13 protein-coding genes and 1 tRNA gene are annotated in these 15,383 nt (G+C 46.5%); 11 read left to right on the top strand and 3 right to left on the bottom strand.

Annotation, left to right across the window (positions count from 1 at the left end; all coding sequences use genetic code 11):
- The first annotated feature begins 87 nt into the window (after positions 1 to 87).
- The 9 genes from ONB37_04250 (at position 88) to purE (ending at position 10,509) form a co-directional block, all read left to right on the top strand.
- A complete protein-coding gene (locus tag ONB37_04250; protein ID MDZ7399359.1) occupies positions 88 to 2,703 on the top strand; it encodes a TIGR03960 family B12-binding radical SAM protein in 2,616 nt (871 codons plus the stop codon).
- Between the two features lie 33 nt (positions 2,704 to 2,736).
- Positions 2,737 to 4,254, top strand: a complete 1,518-nt coding sequence (locus tag ONB37_04245) for an Rne/Rng family ribonuclease (protein MDZ7399358.1) — start codon at positions 2,737 to 2,739, stop codon at positions 4,252 to 4,254.
- Positions 4,255 to 4,524: 270 nt separating this feature from the next.
- On the top strand, positions 4,525 to 4,839 hold the full coding sequence (gene rplU / locus ONB37_04240; GenBank protein ID MDZ7399357.1) for a 50S ribosomal protein L21: 315 nt from the start codon (positions 4,525 to 4,527) through the stop codon (positions 4,837 to 4,839).
- A gap of 25 nt (positions 4,840 to 4,864) precedes the next feature.
- A complete protein-coding gene (gene rpmA / locus ONB37_04235) occupies positions 4,865 to 5,119 on the top strand; it encodes a 50S ribosomal protein L27 (protein MDZ7399356.1) in 255 nt (84 codons plus the stop codon).
- A gap of 145 nt (positions 5,120 to 5,264) precedes the next feature.
- Positions 5,265 to 6,200 (top strand): malate dehydrogenase, encoded by a 936-nt coding sequence (mdh, locus tag ONB37_04230; protein ID MDZ7399355.1) that lies wholly within the window; start codon positions 5,265 to 5,267, stop codon positions 6,198 to 6,200.
- A 318-nt stretch (positions 6,201 to 6,518) separates the two neighbouring features.
- Positions 6,519 to 7,697: a Xaa-Pro peptidase family protein gene (locus tag ONB37_04225; protein ID MDZ7399354.1), complete on the top strand. Its 1,179-nt coding sequence runs from the start codon at positions 6,519 to 6,521 to the stop codon at positions 7,695 to 7,697.
- A 19-nt stretch (positions 7,698 to 7,716) separates the two neighbouring features.
- The gene (locus tag ONB37_04220; GenBank protein MDZ7399353.1) at positions 7,717 to 8,010 is read left to right on the top strand and encodes a DUF202 domain-containing protein; all 294 of its coding nucleotides are present in this window, start codon (positions 7,717 to 7,719) and stop codon (positions 8,008 to 8,010) included.
- 152 nt (positions 8,011 to 8,162) lie between these two features.
- On the top strand, positions 8,163 to 9,839 hold the full coding sequence (gene ftcD, locus ONB37_04215; GenBank protein MDZ7399352.1) for a glutamate formimidoyltransferase: 1,677 nt from the start codon (positions 8,163 to 8,165) through the stop codon (positions 9,837 to 9,839).
- A gap of 187 nt (positions 9,840 to 10,026) precedes the next feature.
- Entirely contained in the window at positions 10,027 to 10,509 is a 483-nt protein-coding gene (purE, locus tag ONB37_04210; protein ID MDZ7399351.1) for a 5-(carboxyamino)imidazole ribonucleotide mutase, read from the top strand.
- 217 nt (positions 10,510 to 10,726) lie between these two features.
- On the opposite strand, the gene ONB37_04205 is transcribed toward purE, so the two are convergent.
- Together ONB37_04205 and ONB37_04200 are read right to left on the bottom strand one after the other, a co-directional pair.
- Complete coding sequence (locus ONB37_04205; protein ID MDZ7399350.1) at positions 10,727 to 11,743, bottom strand: S1 family peptidase; 1,017 nt, start codon at positions 11,741 to 11,743, stop codon at positions 10,727 to 10,729.
- Positions 11,744 to 12,236: 493 nt separating this feature from the next.
- Entirely contained in the window at positions 12,237 to 12,848 is a 612-nt protein-coding gene (locus ONB37_04200) for an L-threonylcarbamoyladenylate synthase (protein MDZ7399349.1), read from the bottom strand.
- A 382-nt stretch (positions 12,849 to 13,230) separates the two neighbouring features.
- On the opposite strand from ONB37_04200, the gene ONB37_04195 reads away from it, so the two are divergent.
- Positions 13,231 to 13,326: transfer RNA gene (locus tag ONB37_04195), tRNA-Sec, on the top strand.
- Between the two features lie 490 nt (positions 13,327 to 13,816).
- Here the strand turns inward: ONB37_04195 and ONB37_04190 are convergent.
- On the bottom strand, positions 13,817 to 14,362 hold the full coding sequence (locus ONB37_04190) for a hypothetical protein (GenBank protein ID MDZ7399348.1): 546 nt from the start codon (positions 14,360 to 14,362) through the stop codon (positions 13,817 to 13,819).
- Positions 14,363 to 14,733: 371 nt separating this feature from the next.
- Between ONB37_04190 and ONB37_04185 the strand changes: the two genes are divergently transcribed.
- Positions 14,734 to 15,369 carry a carboxypeptidase-like regulatory domain-containing protein gene (locus ONB37_04185; GenBank protein ID MDZ7399347.1) on the top strand — a complete coding sequence of 212 codons (636 nt, stop codon included), beginning with the start codon at positions 14,734 to 14,736 and terminating at the stop codon, positions 15,367 to 15,369.
- Positions 15,370 to 15,383 lie beyond the last annotated feature (14 nt).

Genomic DNA, 15,383 nt, shown 5'->3' with positions numbered 1-15,383 from the left:
GATCGAAGAGTTAGAATACATGATGCCTATCGCGGCGAGACCATTTGGTTATTTTTAAATTGTTCTGGCGAAAGAGTCATAAATTTCATGAACGAATTAGAAACGATTTTAAATCAAGAGATATTTCCTTTAGTAAACAAGCCCGGGCGTTATACCGGGAATGAGATAAATGTTATAAAAAAGGATTGGTCAAAAGATCGATTAAAGTTCGCGTTGGTTTTCCCCGACCTTTATGAGATTGGGATGTCACATATCGGCTTTGAGATTTTATATCATATACTGAATCGCGAGGCCGATATTGTTGCCGAACGAGTCTATGCACCGGCAACCGATCTGGAACAAAGATTGCGCGAGAAAAAGTTGCCGCTCTTCTCTTTGGAGAGCAAAAGCCCCCTAACAGCGTTTGATATTTTGGGTTTCACTTTGCAATATGAACTTCAGTATACCAATGTGCTGAATATTTTAGATCTGGCTGGCATTCCCATTTTCTCTGATCAGCGGGAAGACCAACAACCCCTCGTCATTGCTGGAGGTCCATGCGCTTTTAATCCAGAGCCTTTAGCGTCGTTTATTGATGCTTTTGTCATTGGAGACGGTGAAGAGATTGCCCTCGAAATTTCCCGATTGGTTCTAACGGCGAAGCGCCAGGGACTTTCAAGAAAGGATATGTTGGTCAAGCTCGCTCAGATCCCGGGCGTTTATGTTCCCATCTATTATCAGGCGTCAACAAAAAACAGTGCCGAAGGGGCAAAGCTCACGCCCACTTGTGACGGGATTCCAGAGACGGTCGTTGCCAGAACGGTCGATCGCCTTAAGCCTGAGGATTATCCTCAGAAGCCGCTGGTTCCATTGATTGAAGTGACCCACGATCGCTATTCCGTGGAGATCATGCGGGGGTGTACGCAGGGGTGCCGTTTTTGCAATGCCGGGATCATTTATCGGCCGGTGAGAGAACGATCGGTCGATGAACTGGTAGAGCATGTGACTGCTGTGATCCGAAATACTGGGTACGATGAAATTTCCCTGGCATCGCTTTCCAGTTCAGATTACAGTCAATTAGGCGTATTAATGACGCGGCTGAATCGAGTACTGGAGCCGCTCATGGTCAATGTGTCGTTTCCATCATTGCGAACCGAGAGCTTTACGGTGGAGATGGCGATGCATGCCAAAAGAGTAAAGAAATCGGGCTTAACTTTAGCTCCAGAAGCGGGGACTGAGCGCCTAAGAAACGTCATTAATAAGACCAATCGTAATGAGGACCTGCTCCGGGCGATTGAGATCGCTTTCAGCCAGGGCTGGGAGAAGGTGAAACTCTATTTTATGATTGGGCAGCCCACAGAAACGTTGGCTGATCTTGATGGGATTATCGCTCTCGTCCAGGAAGTGATAAAGGTGGCCAACAAATATAAAGGCAAAGCGATCCATCTGTCGATCTCGCCGTTTTGTCCCAAGCCTCATACCCCATTTCAATGGGCGAGACAGGATTCGATTGACCAAATGCGCGAAAAGATCTTTTATTTGAAGGATCGTTTGTCTAATGGGAAGGTGAAATTCAATTGGCGAGAACCAGAGGCCGCATATCTGGAGGGGATTTTCGCCCGAGGGGATCGTCGGGTGGGAGATGTGATCTATCGCGCCTGGCAGATGGGGGCGAAATTCGACGCTTGGAGTGATCAATTCAGATTTGATATCTGGCAACAAGCATTTGCTCAGCTTCACATCGATCCTGAATCCTACCTGCGGGAACGACGATTGGATGAACCATTGCCCTGGGACCATATCAGCAAAGGGGTGACCAAAAAATTTTTGGAGCGAGAATATCAGTGGGCAATGCAAGGAAAGGCCACTGAGGATTGTCGGACTAGTTTTTGCCATGCGTGCGGGATGATGCTTCAGCCGAACTGTCAAGATATTCTTTATCAAAATCGCCAGGCCAAATCATCCGCACAAGCTGTTGCAGAACGGGATTCCGGCGCAGTTGCAGAGTATGGTCGCTCGATGAAGCGGCTGAAGCCAATTAGCGAACCAGCTATCCGCGAAGTCCGAATCAAATACGAAAAAGGCATACCGGTACGATTTGTGTCCCATTTGGATTTAATTCGACTATTTGAACGAGCGTTTCGGCGTGCCGGTATTCGTTTAGTTTATTCTCAGGGTTATCATCCGCATCCGCGCATTGCTTACGGCCCGCCCTTAGCAATGGGATATACCAGTTCGGCTGAGTATATGGATGTGGAGTATTATCGGGACCGGGAACTGGATCTGAAAACCAGTCTCAATCGTGTCTTGCCCGAGGGCCTAAGAATTCTCCAAATCCGAAGCCTCTATGGCAAACATCAATCTCTGACCTCAATCATCAATCGAGCAGAATACGAAGTTGAATTGAATCGCGCTTTTGACCAATCCTATCTTAATCACAGCATCGCTGAGTTTTTGAACCGAAAGCAGATCGTTGTCCAGCGGCATCGGAACGATGAGACGCAACCAATTGATATTCGTCCGTTCATCGCATCCATTGCCGCCCCAAGTGACAATCGATTGCGGCTGTCGCTGATTTTTGTCAACGGCAAAACAGCTCGGGTATCAGAAATTCTCAGCGAACTTTTGTCGCTAACCGAAGAGGAGATCGCATTAAGTCGTGTCCATCGCTCTGAACTCTACGTTCAATTCGGCGATGTGAAAGCGACTCCTCTGGACGTGTAAGCAATCAGACATTAAGATAGGATAAGCGTATCTATGCAAAAAGAGATAATCATCAATGCATCAATCGGCGAGACACGCATTGCGATTCTTGAGGATGGGAAATTAGTAGAGTTGTTCGTGGAAAAGCCCGAGCGCGAGCGGATGGTCGGTGATATTTATCTGGGCAAAGTGGTGAATGTCGTTAAAGGCATGCGGGCGGCCTTTGTGAATATCGGACAGAAACAAGATGCTTTTCTCCATTTCTCGGATATCGGTGAGTCCTTCACCACCGTCAGCGCGCTGATCGACCGAGATGAAGACAACCATGAACCCCAAGAATTTGCCCCAGATCAGATAAAAGTGGGGCAGGAGATCTTGGTGCAGATCATCAAAGAGCCAATCAGCAACAAGGGATCACGGCTTACCACGCAAATCTCACTGCCGGGCCGATTTTGCGTCTTGGTCCCCAATTCGTCAATGGTTGGCGTCTCAAAGAAGATTGAGAGTGTGAAAGAGCGGAAGCGGCTCAGAAAAATTGCCCGTTCTATTCGGCCCGAAGGTTTTGGTTTGATCGTCCGAACGGTCGCTGAAGGCCGCACTGAAGAAGTGCTCAAGGCTGATGTCGAATCGCTCCTCAAAGTCTGGCATAAAATTGAAAAGAAACTGAAAGGCGCTAAACCTCCTCTGCTGGTTTATAAGGATATGGGAATGACCTCCAGCGTAATCCGCGATCTGTTTACCAGCGACGTGACCCGATTGGTGGTGGATTCAAAGAAATTATATAAAGAGATTACCACATACCTCAAAGATGTTGCGCGAAGCATGGTCGATTCGGTTGAATTGTACAATAAAAAATTGCCGATTTTTGATTATTACGGCATTGAACCCGAAATCGAAAAGAGCTTGGCGCGCAAAGTATGGCTGAAGAGCGGGGGATATATTATTTTCGATCAGACCGAGGCTTTAGTAGCGATTGATGTGAATAGTGGGAAGTTTATAGGTCATCGCGACCACGAACAGAACTCGTTGCGGATCAATCTTGAGGCAGCGGTGGAAATTGCCCGGCAGCTTCGGCTCCGTGACCTTGGTGGCATCATTGTGATTGATTTTATCGATATGAGGGACGAGCGAAACAAGCGTCGTCTTTATGAGGAGTTCAAGCGGGAGTTGGCAAAAGATCGTGCCCAGGCGAATATCGCACCGATCAGCGAATTCGGGTTGATTGAAATGACGCGCGAACGAGTTCGGCCTAGCTTACTGTTTACCTTCAGCGAAACCTGTCCCACTTGTCGTGGCCTGGGCCGCATCACGGCCAAATCGACCATTCTCACCAAGATCGAACGTTGGTTGCGGAGATTTCGCGCCTCAGCTAAAGAGCGAACCATTAAGCTGGTCACTCATCCTGAGATTAAAGCCTTTTTGACCGAAGGGATTCGGAGCCCGATTCGAAGGCTCATGTGGCATCATAAAATGCTGATCGACCTGCAAGAAGATCCAAATTTGGAAATCGATGAGTTCCGATTCTTCTCAAGAAAGGACAATATTGATATAACTGACAAATTTAGCTCTTGACAAGATCGATAAAAATTCTTATATTCGGCTCGTCTTATTTCAATATTTTTAATTAAACAGATTTGCTTTTGTATTGTCCCATTGCCGCAATCAGTTTGAACAATCGCGATGCTCGATCCAGATTCAATCATCGGGTGCGTGCTATGGTTCTCAAATCGCGCGAGCAAGTATGATCGCGGCGAATTGTGGTGCATGGCGATAATGATACGGAAAGGTTGAAAGCCTGAGATATTGAAAAGCGATGAAAGTTAACCAGTGGAGGTTTGATTCATGTACGCTATCGTTGAAGTGGGTGGTCAGCAGTTTAAAGTCGCAAAAAATGATGTGATTCTTGCTCCGAAGATCGAAGGCCAACAAGGAGAGACAGTGGCTCTGGATCGCGTGATGCTGATCGCCGATGATAATGGCATCAAAGTTGGGAATCCGGTGGTAGCTGGGGCTCAGGTAAAAGCCTCAATTGTCGATTTTACGAGGGGCAAGAAAGTGATCATTTTTAAGAAAAAAAGGCGAGAAGGCTATAAAGTTAAAAAAGGACATCGTCAAGATTATACCAGATTAAAAATCGAAGACATTGTGATGGGTTAATATATTTGAACTGGAGGAAGTAACAATGGCACATAAAAAGGGTGTTGGGAGTTCGAAGAACGGTCGTGATAGCAATCCCCAGATGCGGGGTGTGAAGCGGTTTGGAGGCGAGCGGGTTTTAGCAGGCAATATTCTGGTGCGACAATGTGGAACCAAAATCCATCCCGGTCAGAATGTCGGCATGGGAGGAGATTATACCCTGTTTGCCAAGATCGATGGGATTGTGAAATTTACCACCAGCGGCCGGTCCAAGAAATTTGTCCACGTTATTGCAGCTTAGTCCGTTTCCGGTTTGGTGTCGCAAACGCTGGTAGAAAATTGTTGCACTAATCGTTCTGTCTAGCGCTGTTCGCTCTATTTCGGCTAAAAATGGATAAACCAATAAATCAATTGCCACAGAACACCAAAACAATGAGGAGAGAGATATGGCAAGAAAGAAGATTGCATTAATTGGTGGTGGACAGATTGGCGGTATCTTGGCGTTGTTGGTCGCTCAAAAAGAGTTGGGCGATGCTGTGGTTGTCGAGATCCCAGAACGTGAAGGGATGGCTAAGGGCAAGGCATTGGACATCTTAGAAGGGACGCCGCTAATGGGAACGGACGTCAAGCTGAGCGGAACGAGCAACTTCGAAGACATAAAAGGCGCGGACGTCGTTATCGTCACTGCTGGGGTGCCGAGAAAGCCGGGAATGACTCGTGAAGACTTGCTGGATGTGAATATCAAAACCATGACTGTGGTGGCCCAAAATGTGAAAAAATATTGCCCCAACGCTTTTTGTATTATTCTAACGAATCCGCTCGATGCAATGGTTTATGCCTTCAAAAAGATTACTGGTTTTCCCAAGAATCAGGTCGTTGGCATGGCAGGAGTGTTGGATACGGGTCGATATCGCGCCTTTATTGCGATGGAATTGGGCGTTTCCACAGAAGATGTGGCCGGGACAGTATTGGGCGGCCATGGTCCTACCATGGTCCCGCTGCCTCGACTTACCACCGTTGGTGGTATTCCATTGACCGAACTGCTACCGAAGGAAAAAATCGATGCCATCATCACTCGGACGCGAGAAGCGGGCACCGAGATCGTAAAGCTGCTGGGCAATGGCAGTGCATTTTTCAGCCCAGCCATCGCTGCTATTGAAATGGCTGAATCTTATTTGTTAGATAAAAAGCGCATCTTGGCATGTGCTGCCTATCTTGAAGGCGAATATGGGATCAATGGCTATTATATTGGTGTTCCAGTTGTGATCGGTGCTGGGGGCGTCGAGAAAGTGCTGGAAATTAAGCTCACCGAAGACGAGCATAAAATGCTGATGAATTCCTTGGAGGCTGTGAAAAAAGCCGTTGAAGAGACCAAGCTGTAAGCATTTTGCAGACAACAGAAATTTTTTAACCATGAAACCGAGATCGAATCTCGGTTTCTTTTTGATATTTGGTCGCCCCATAATTCTTTTCATCGATCTGATCAACCACTACACAAATCAAAAGCTCCATCTGGCGGCAGCGGAATATTCGAGGCCTATTTTAGAATCAGATGCTCTCGGCGAAAAATTTAAGTGAAAACGATTTGAAATTGATTCGATTTCACACTTAGCATCAATATCTGGAGTGGATGACATTTCTGATGCTCGCGTTAAATTAAATGAGATCGTGCACCAATTAAGAAAGGATCTTGGCTCACTATGGTCAATGAAAAAATTACTCAGGCAATAGAGATTCTAAAAGAAAAAGACATCGATCTATGGCTGATCTTCGTGCGCGAAACGCAAGCCATGGCTGATCCTTGTCTTCCCTTGGTACTGGGCCTTCATTGCACGCCACCCACTGCGCTATTGATCTCCAAATCTGGAAAAACCGCCGCGATCGTTGGAAATCTCGATTATCATAATATTCACGATTCCGGGCTCTATCAGGAAGTGATCTGTTACACTGCTTCGATGCGAGATGATTTGATTGGGCTGCTGGATCGGTTTCAGCCAAAAACCATTGCGATCAATTATTCTCAAGACGACTACATGGCGGATGGCCTTACCCACGGGATGTTTCAGCTATTATGCAATTATTTGAATGGTACGCCTTATCTGGATCGGTTCGTTTCTGCAACAGAGATCATTGCTGCGTTGAGAGGGAGAAAATCTCCAGCCGAGATCGATCGGATGAGGCGAGCGATCAATTTGACGATCGATATATTTAACCGAGTGACAGGGCTTCTGCATCCTGGCATCACAGAAAAGGAGGTCGCTGCTTTTATGGTGGAGCAAGTGAAACAGGCTGGTGCGGAACTTGCATGGGACGCGACCACCTGCCCATCGGTCTTCACTGGGCCAGAGACGGCGGGGACGCATTATGGTCCAACAGATCGTGCTGCTGCTCCAGGCCATATTTTGAACATTGATTTCGGTGTTAAAGTGGATGATTATGTTTCCGATTTGCAGCGGACCTGGTATTTTCTCCGAGAAGGGGAGACTTCGGCACCAGCGCCAGTCCAAAAGGCTTTTGCGGCGGTGCGCGATGCCATCAGTCATGCAGCGGCTTTTCTGAAGCCTGGTGTTGCCGGTTGGGAGGTAGATGCTGTGGCTCGACAATTTATCGTGTCACAGGGGTTCGCAGAATTTCCACATGGATTGGGCCACCAAGTGGGGCGAGCAGCTCATGACGGCGCCGGTACCCTTTGCCCGCGATGGGATCGCTATGGAAAAATGCCCTATTTTAAGGTCGAGAAGGGACAGGTTTACACACTTGAACCTCGAGTCTTTTGTGAGGGATACGGCACAGCGACGATCGAAGAGGAGGTTTTGGTCACCGATCGCGGCTGCGAATTTCTCTCTCCGAGGCAGACAGAAATTTATTTTGTGAAATAAGCAAATGGATTTTTCACCCATGATTCAGCAAGCTTATAAGTTGGTTTCAAAATCGGATCTCATCCTTCGCGATCAACTCGCAATGGATCGGACAATTTTGGCCAATGAACGCACGTTGTTGGCTTATGTGCGGACGGCTCTCGCTTTTCTTGTGACCGGGGTCGGATTGATAAAGTTTTTTCAGGATCTCTGGCTCGAAATATTAGGTGGAGTTTCGCTGTTCTTATCGTTGACTTCAATTTTTTTCGGAATCTGGCGCTATCGACGCTATGCCAGCATCTATAAAATTTTGAGAAAAGAATTATTCAACTGAAAGAGAGCGATTAAAATTTTTGACCAGACCACATGGGAGTACGTTTTTGCTAATAAGGTAAGATGTAGCGCTTTATCCACGAAAAAATTGGGTGTTCTTTTGATTGGACTGCTGTCAAAATTGTGCAGGAAAAATTTTGCAGGAAGGGAATCATGTTGAAGATTGTCGAATGTGTTCCAAATTTTAGTGAGGGACGGAATCGAGCGGTGATCGATGCGATTGCCAAAGAGATCAGTGATACGGAAGGTGTCAAATTGTTGGATGTAGACCCAGGTGCGGATACGAATCGGACGGTAGTGACTTTCATCGGTTCGCCGGAGGGAGTTAAGGAAGCTGCATTCAAAGCGATCAAGAGAGCTGCCGAACTGATCGATATGAGGCAGCACAAAGGGGCCCATCCTCGGATGGGAGCTACGGACGTATGTCCATTTGTCCCGGTGACTGGGGTTACGATGGCTGATTGCGTGGCCATCGCAAGAGAGGTCGGCGCCAGGGTCGCTGCGGAATTGGGGATTCCAGTTTATTTATATGAGGAGGCGGCGACACGGCCCGAGCGAAAGAGCCTCGCCAATATCCGCAGTGGGGAATATGAGGGGTTGCCAGATAAATTGCGCGATCCAGAATGGCAGCCTGATTTTGGTGAGCCGAAATTTAATCCGAAATCTGGAGCGACGGTTATTGGGGCTCGCGAGTTTTTAATTGCCTATAATGTGAACTTAAACACGAAAGATCGCAAGCTCGCCCATGACATCGCTCTCTCGATTCGAGAAACAGGGCGAAACAAAAAAGACGAATCGGGCAACGTCATTCGCGATGAGCAGGGAAATCCGATCAAAGAGCCGGGGCTGTTGCCCGCCACTCGGGCGGTCGGTTGGTACATTGATGAATATGGGCAGGCCCAGGTATCGATCAATTTGCTTAATTACAAAATAACTCCGCCGCATGTGGCATTCGATACGGTTTGTCAGGAGGCGGAAAAGCGCGGTTTGCGCGTGACTGGCAGCGAATTGGTGGGCCTTATTCCGTTGCAAGCCATGCTTGATGCGGGTCGGCACTATTTGGCGAAGCAAGGCAAATGCCCAGGAGTTCCAGAAGAGCAACTCATTGAGACAGCCATTATTTCGATGGGACTGCGCGATCTAACAGAGTTCGATCCCGCAAAAAAAATCATCGAATACCAAGTGACTGAACGCAAAGGCCCTTTGGTAAAAATGGACCTTCGGGACTTCGCAAATGAGCTATCGACTGATTCCCCAGCGCCTGGTGGAGGCAGCGTGGCTGGTTTGGCTGGAGCATTGGGGGCAGCATTGACAAGCATGGTTGCAAATCTCACCTATGGAAGGCGAGAATATCAGGATAACTGGGCTGAAATGGAGCGGGTCGCAATTGAGGCCCAACGGCTCAAGGATGAACTATTGCGATTGATCGACCAAGATACCGAGGCATTCAATGCGGTGATGGCTGCAAATCGGTTGCCGAAGAAAACCCCAGAGCAGATAGCAGAACGCGAGCGAGCTATCGAAGCAGCCACCAAACGCGCCTGTTTGGTCCCATTGGAGGTGATGACCAATGCTTCTCTGGTGCTCAAATTAGCCAAGGTGGTGGCAGAGTGCGGAAATCCCAACACCATTAGCGATGCGGGCGTTGCCTCGCTCATGGCGCGGGCAGCCGTCGAGGGCGCTGGCTTGAATGTGAAAATCAATTTGCCTGGCATCAAACATGCGGAATTCGTAGCCGAACAAAGCGCAAAGGTTCAGCAGTTGAATGCTGAGGCAAATGAATTGCATCGCCAAATCATGGAATTGGTATATCAAAAGATCGGGCAGTAACAGAACGCTCTACAAGCTTTGTGTCAGTATCAATAATTAAAAACTCAATCTTTTTAGGGAATCAGTGGCAACGTTCCCTCACTGGGTATGGATGATTTCTGTGGGTCGTTTCGAGTTCAGTTTTCGCTGGGCATTATTGCCAGCAGTCAAAAGATAGGATAGACTCAAATCAAAAAAGAGGATAATTATGGCTAAATCTCCCAATGGTGCATCGGTTGCGGTAGTGATGGGAAGCTCATCGGATCAACCGGTTATGGCGGAGTGTACGAGATATTTAGAATATTTTGGAATTTCTTTTCAGGGCGTGGTGCTTTCAGCCCATCGAAATCCTGAGGAGACAGCCCAATTTGCCCGTGAAGCTCAAGCGCGTGGCGTAAAAGTCATCATTGCAGGGGCAGGTATGGCTGCACATCTGGCAGGCGTCATTGCTGCTAATACGACGCTCCCAGTGATCGGGGTGCCGTTGGCTGGCTCTGAACTTCACGGCGTCGATGCGCTATACTCCATGGTTCAAATGCCATCTGGCGTGCCAGTGGCCACAATGGCTATAGGAAAAGCTGGTGCCATCAATGCAGCCGTTCTGGCAGCACAAATCTTAGCCCTTGAGGATGAAGCGATACAGCAAAAATTGGTTGCATTTAAAAAGCAGGGCTGTAAATTGCCCCAGTAGCTTGAATCTTGGCATTTAGCAATGGAATAGCAAGTCGCTAAAAGGATTATTTCTCAGTTTCATTTCGATCATCCGAGCTTAATCAATTTAAAAGCCCACCGATCTCGATTTATAAAATCGAGATTTGATTTTCAAATTCGAAAGCGAACAAGATTAAAATAAAAAACCCTTTTGTCTTTAGTTGGCAAAAGGGCTTTTTATTTGAAATTAAATTGCATTAGAACTCAATATTTAAAAGCTCTAATACCCGATCGATGGGGTTGATGATTGTTGAGGTATTGGAACCTGCAAATAGGAGACCTACGGCCAGCGGTTGAGATTTATCGACCACTAATGAACCAGAGTCGCCAGGGCTGGACATCGCGCCGGCGACGATCTGATTTTCAAATGTGGCGACTTTGCTGCCACCGTAACCGACATCGACGGTGGCATTGAGCATTTGGATCGTCCCCGTAGTGGTTCCAGTAGTTCGACCACTTTTGCGGACTTCCAAACCAATGGAAGCGGGTTTGGTACCAGTGATTACACCGATATCAATAATAGTGCCGGTGATATAACTCGGATCAATGGGGCGGGCGACGGCTGCATCGACTTCGTTAGCGGCTGCGGTGATTTTGGTCGGAATGAGCCGATGCGACGACCCCAACAATCGGGCGAATACATTTAGCACCCCTGCTGCGGATCGCGCCAAAAAACAATCTCCATTGCCACCATCGCCACCGCTTTGAAATTGGATCGTGATAAACCGCTCCAATGTTGCAATTCGATCTTGAGGATAAGCGCCTCCGTCCGCCGGGCCAGGTTGGATGATCGCATCGCCGATGCTGGCGTCATTGCTATTGGCCAGCACGTGATTGTTGGAAAGAATCAGCGTTTGACCAGTCGATTTGTCCTTCACAAACGCTCCCAGCGTCCCTGCGGTGATCTGATAATGGCCAATGCTGACCCCACCTGGTGCAGGACGCCAGCGGTCGGTTCGCGACTGCAAGGCGACAATCTCGCCAACTTCACGAACATCGGTTGCGATCCCGTCGATCATCTTGGGGACCAGGTCCTTGCCCAAAAGTTCCGATTGGGTGAGTTTGCGTCTAACCAATACCGCGATGCAAAGCTGTCCCGTGTCTTTGCCAGCGACGATTTTATGTCCAATAGCGACCCCATTGACATTGAGCTTTTTCTTTAGTGCTGTCACATGCTGGGTTTTTACGGCTGCAACTTCTTCGATAGTGATCATAAAGGAGTTCCTCCTCTGGTTCAGATAGATATTGTTCTTTAGAGATAGTGAATTAGTCTTTCGCTGGATCTGTTCGGTCGGATGAACATGCCGAATTTCTTCCAGTTGTCCTGCAAATTTATTGCAACTCTGTATACCAACCCCGAGCAAAGATCTTCGTTCAAAGGTGGGATCAGCACGTCTTGAAGCACGTTTAGCCGGTTTGAAACGATCGAAATTAGAGGGCTATGGATGTAATATGCAACAAACTATCCGAAAATAAACATCGAATGGTCGCTTACTAATTTCGTATCGAATAAATTTCAGCGAATCGAACGGCTTCAGCATGTAGCGATCAGTCAGTTTTTTCACCTTCTGTACGCCTGTCAAATGTGCGGCTATCAGAACATGCTTTAATGCTCAAATGAAATGCTGCGGCTGAAACGCTTAACAGCTCACCTGCTGATCAGTCAAACTTATGGATCAGATATTGTAAAGAATAAAATAGACAGGATCATTCAAACATACTAATATCTCCCTTTCCGACCCGCAGCACTCTAAAATGATCGTCATCAGTTAGATCTACCACGCTTGAGGGCACCGTACCAAGAATCCCGCCATCAATGATTGCGTCAAGCAAATGGCCCAATCGGATATCTATTTCCTCAGGATCAGTGAAAATATCCGATTCTCCAAAGCTGGCGCTGGTACTGACGATTGGGTGTCCCAGCTCTTTAAGCAGCTCGATACAAATTTTGTTGTCTGGAATCCGAATGCCGACAGTCTTGATTTTGGTCACCATCAGCTTCGGTACCAGCGGGGTGGCTTTGAGCACAAAAGTATAAGGGCCGGGCAGCAGATGACGCATCACTTTATAAGCGCGGTTGGAGACATAGGCATATTTGCTGATATCTTTCAAATCTGGGCAGATGAAGCTCAACGGACTTTTATGAGCTTTACCTTTGAGCAGAAAGATCCTTTCGATCGCTTTTTTACAAAAAATATCGCATCCAATGCCATAGACCGTATCCGTTGGATAGGCAATGACCCCATCATCTCGTAAGATATCGGCTACTTTTTGAATCAGTCGAGGCTGGGGATTATCGGGATTTATTTGATATAAGATCGCCATGCTGATCGCGTTTAGCCTCTGCGTTTTGGTACCTGCTGCTTCTCTTGTTGAAACTTTTTCCGATCCTTTTTATAATCTCGTTTTGGTGTGACCACCTTTTTTTGTCGGTTAGGAATTCCTTTCATTGCCACTCCTCGCACCTTTTACCGATTGATTGCGCTAAAATAGCTATTAAAATTGTAAAAGTCAAGCTGAAATATTGAAGAATAAAAATCACTCTGAATAAAAGAAGATGACTCGGGCCCAGAGCTGGATGTTGCGCCGTTTTAATCACTATTGAAATTGCACGGCATAAGATCCCATTGCAAAAAGAGCTTGACTCTTATCAAAAAAATTTGTATTATGATCATCAAAAAAATCGGTATCATGATCCATTGGGAATGGTAGGGTACCTGGTGGGCCCCGCGGACTTCAAATCCGTAGTGCCCCGGCAACAGTCGGGGTAGGTGGGTTCGATTCCCACACATTCCCGCTACTTTTTTATCCCCTGCTGTAGCTTCTTCAGAATCGTCTTCCAACTCCCATTGCCTGATCCAATATTTCCCGATCAGGCAAGCTTGTTCTTTTTGAAAAACCATTAAACAGGCAAAATTGTCGTGCCTGCGCACGCAGATATTTTATTTTTCAATGAACTCAAGCATCGGTTTAAAGAGAGAATTTTGAATTCGCAGCAATGAAACTGTTTCGTTAGATTCCCATTTTTGCAAGAAGGACCAACGAATAGGATTAGCTACGCCCATCACCAAATAGGCGTTGATATGCGTTGCCCCTCCCAAGTTTCGGACAGATGCGGTGTTTGTAGCTTTGAAAAATTTTTATAAATGTGTTTTAGATCACATTTTAATTGTGTAGATTTATTTATAATGAGAGTGTCAAAAGTTGATGTCCCATTTGAAAGTAACCAGAGATTAAATTCACTAGGTGCCCCCCCAACTCTTAGATGAGATCTCTGGTTACTTTTTTTATGCCAGCAAAGCACCGCCCTTCACATCCTTGGTTGGACCTTGTCTCAAACTTATCACCGTATCCAGAATTTCCCGCTTGAGAATTTCCAATTCATACCGATGCTTAATCGCAGTGCGCTGAAGCAGGCCCAAGATGCATATGGCCAGGCATAGTACGGAAGTGGCAAACAAAGGAAGTGAATTGCGCCAGACATCGCCAGATCGAGCGAAAAATATCAAGCCCGAAAAAAAGGAGAGGCTACTTCCATACAAACCAGCTATTGATACCCAAGCCCATCGCCTCATTTGCTTTAAAACCTGTTCGAAAGTCAGCTCGGTGAATTTTTCAGAACTAAGGAGATACCCTATGAAAGCGATAAAAATTCCACAAAAAAATAGCCACAGACTGCCGAGCGCCACAATGTAATGAATGGGAAAATTCCCCACGATGAAAAAATACAAAAAATAGGTTGTGGCTATTATCAAAATTGTAGATGAAAGGATGATTCGATAACGATGCGAAGAAGCGCGCTGATGTTGGAAATGTCGGTTGTGCAAGTTCATTTTTTGATCCTTCATAAAGAAGATGAGTCTATTTCAAAATGCGAAAATCGCGCATAAATGGCTCTCCTGGCAATATAGGAGTCGCTTCATTTCTGATAAATAGCATTTCACAAATTGCCTATCCGAAAGATGACATGCGTCATAATATCCAGATCGTGTTTCATTCTATTTGTGCAGTTCCAAGCCTCGATCAATTCAGTGATTGAGTCGGAGATTGAGGCTAAACGATTATTTCGGATTTCGAAAATAGAGCTTGTTTGTTATTTGAGATTTGGTTAATTTATGTGCGATTTTGAAAGAGACAGATTTGCACTTCATTCATTCAAATTGAAAATCGAACAAATCGAACAAAACTGAGCTGGAGCAAAGTCATGGACAAGAGATTTTTGTTCATTTTGCTTGCTGGGATGAGCACTTTTTTCAACTGCGGGAGCTCATCGCAGCTTATACCTGAGCCCATCCAGAATGGAAATCTGATCATCGGCTCGCTCATTTTTGAGATCGATGGTTATCAAGACCAAGTGGCAGTGATTCGGCGCAATATCGAAGTAGCGATCATTGGCCAGGTAATGGTCGACGGCAAAATGAAAAGCTTCAGTCAATGGACCACTACGGACGATGACGGCTATTTTTATATCCCCAATGTCCCAACTGGGCAGTTTGCCATCAAGGGTTTTAGAACCCACTTGATCGGACTGGGTGATTTGATCATTGCCCGAGAATTGATCGATCCGAGGCGCAATTATTTTGAAATAAAGCGCGCCGATGTCCTTGCCATGACAGGGCAATTGTTTGATGTAAGTCCCAGAAACCAGATCGTCAACTTTGATCATAATATTGTAACGCTGTATCGAAATGGCATCGTGGACCACCTGCAAAGACATTGGCTAGAGAATGTCAAATTGGTAACAGGCGAGTTGCTCAATAGCCCTTCGGTTGCCAGATATTTTTTGGAAAAGTTTCCAACCAGCGCGTGGGCAAATTTTCTCAGGCTTCAATTAGAATAACCCGATGCCTTCCA

The sequence above is a fragment of the candidate division KSB1 bacterium genome (assembly GCA_034506395.1).
In the GTDB taxonomy this organism is placed as follows: domain Bacteria; phylum Zhuqueibacterota; class Zhuqueibacteria; order Thermofontimicrobiales; family Thermofontimicrobiaceae; genus Thermofontimicrobium.
Note: the sequence above shows the minus strand (reverse complement) of the source record. Positions and strands in the feature narration are given on the sequence as shown.

Excerpts from the sequence above, each read along its gene's own strand:
- ONB37_04205 (MDZ7399350.1), bottom strand. The coding sequence starts at position 11,743 with ATGATCACTATCGAAGAAGTTGCAGCCGTAAAAACCCAGCATGTGACA.
- ONB37_04245 (MDZ7399358.1), top strand. The coding sequence starts at position 2,737 with ATGCAAAAAGAGATAATCATCAATGCATCAATCGGCGAGACACGCATT.
- ONB37_04250 (MDZ7399359.1), top strand. The coding sequence starts at position 88 with ATGAACGAATTAGAAACGATTTTAAATCAAGAGATATTTCCTTTAGTA.
- purE (MDZ7399351.1), top strand. The coding sequence starts at position 10,027 with ATGGCTAAATCTCCCAATGGTGCATCGGTTGCGGTAGTGATGGGAAGC.
- ONB37_04185 (MDZ7399347.1), top strand. The coding sequence starts at position 14,734 with ATGGACAAGAGATTTTTGTTCATTTTGCTTGCTGGGATGAGCACTTTT.
- ONB37_04220 (MDZ7399353.1), top strand. The coding sequence starts at position 7,717 with ATGATTCAGCAAGCTTATAAGTTGGTTTCAAAATCGGATCTCATCCTT.
- ONB37_04225 (MDZ7399354.1), top strand. The coding sequence starts at position 6,519 with ATGGTCAATGAAAAAATTACTCAGGCAATAGAGATTCTAAAAGAAAAA.
- mdh (MDZ7399355.1), top strand. The coding sequence starts at position 5,265 with ATGGCAAGAAAGAAGATTGCATTAATTGGTGGTGGACAGATTGGCGGT.
- ftcD (MDZ7399352.1), top strand. The coding sequence starts at position 8,163 with ATGTTGAAGATTGTCGAATGTGTTCCAAATTTTAGTGAGGGACGGAAT.
- ONB37_04190 (MDZ7399348.1), bottom strand. The coding sequence starts at position 14,362 with ATGAACTTGCACAACCGACATTTCCAACATCAGCGCGCTTCTTCGCAT.
- rpmA (MDZ7399356.1), top strand. The coding sequence starts at position 4,865 with ATGGCACATAAAAAGGGTGTTGGGAGTTCGAAGAACGGTCGTGATAGC.
- rplU (MDZ7399357.1), top strand. The coding sequence starts at position 4,525 with ATGTACGCTATCGTTGAAGTGGGTGGTCAGCAGTTTAAAGTCGCAAAA.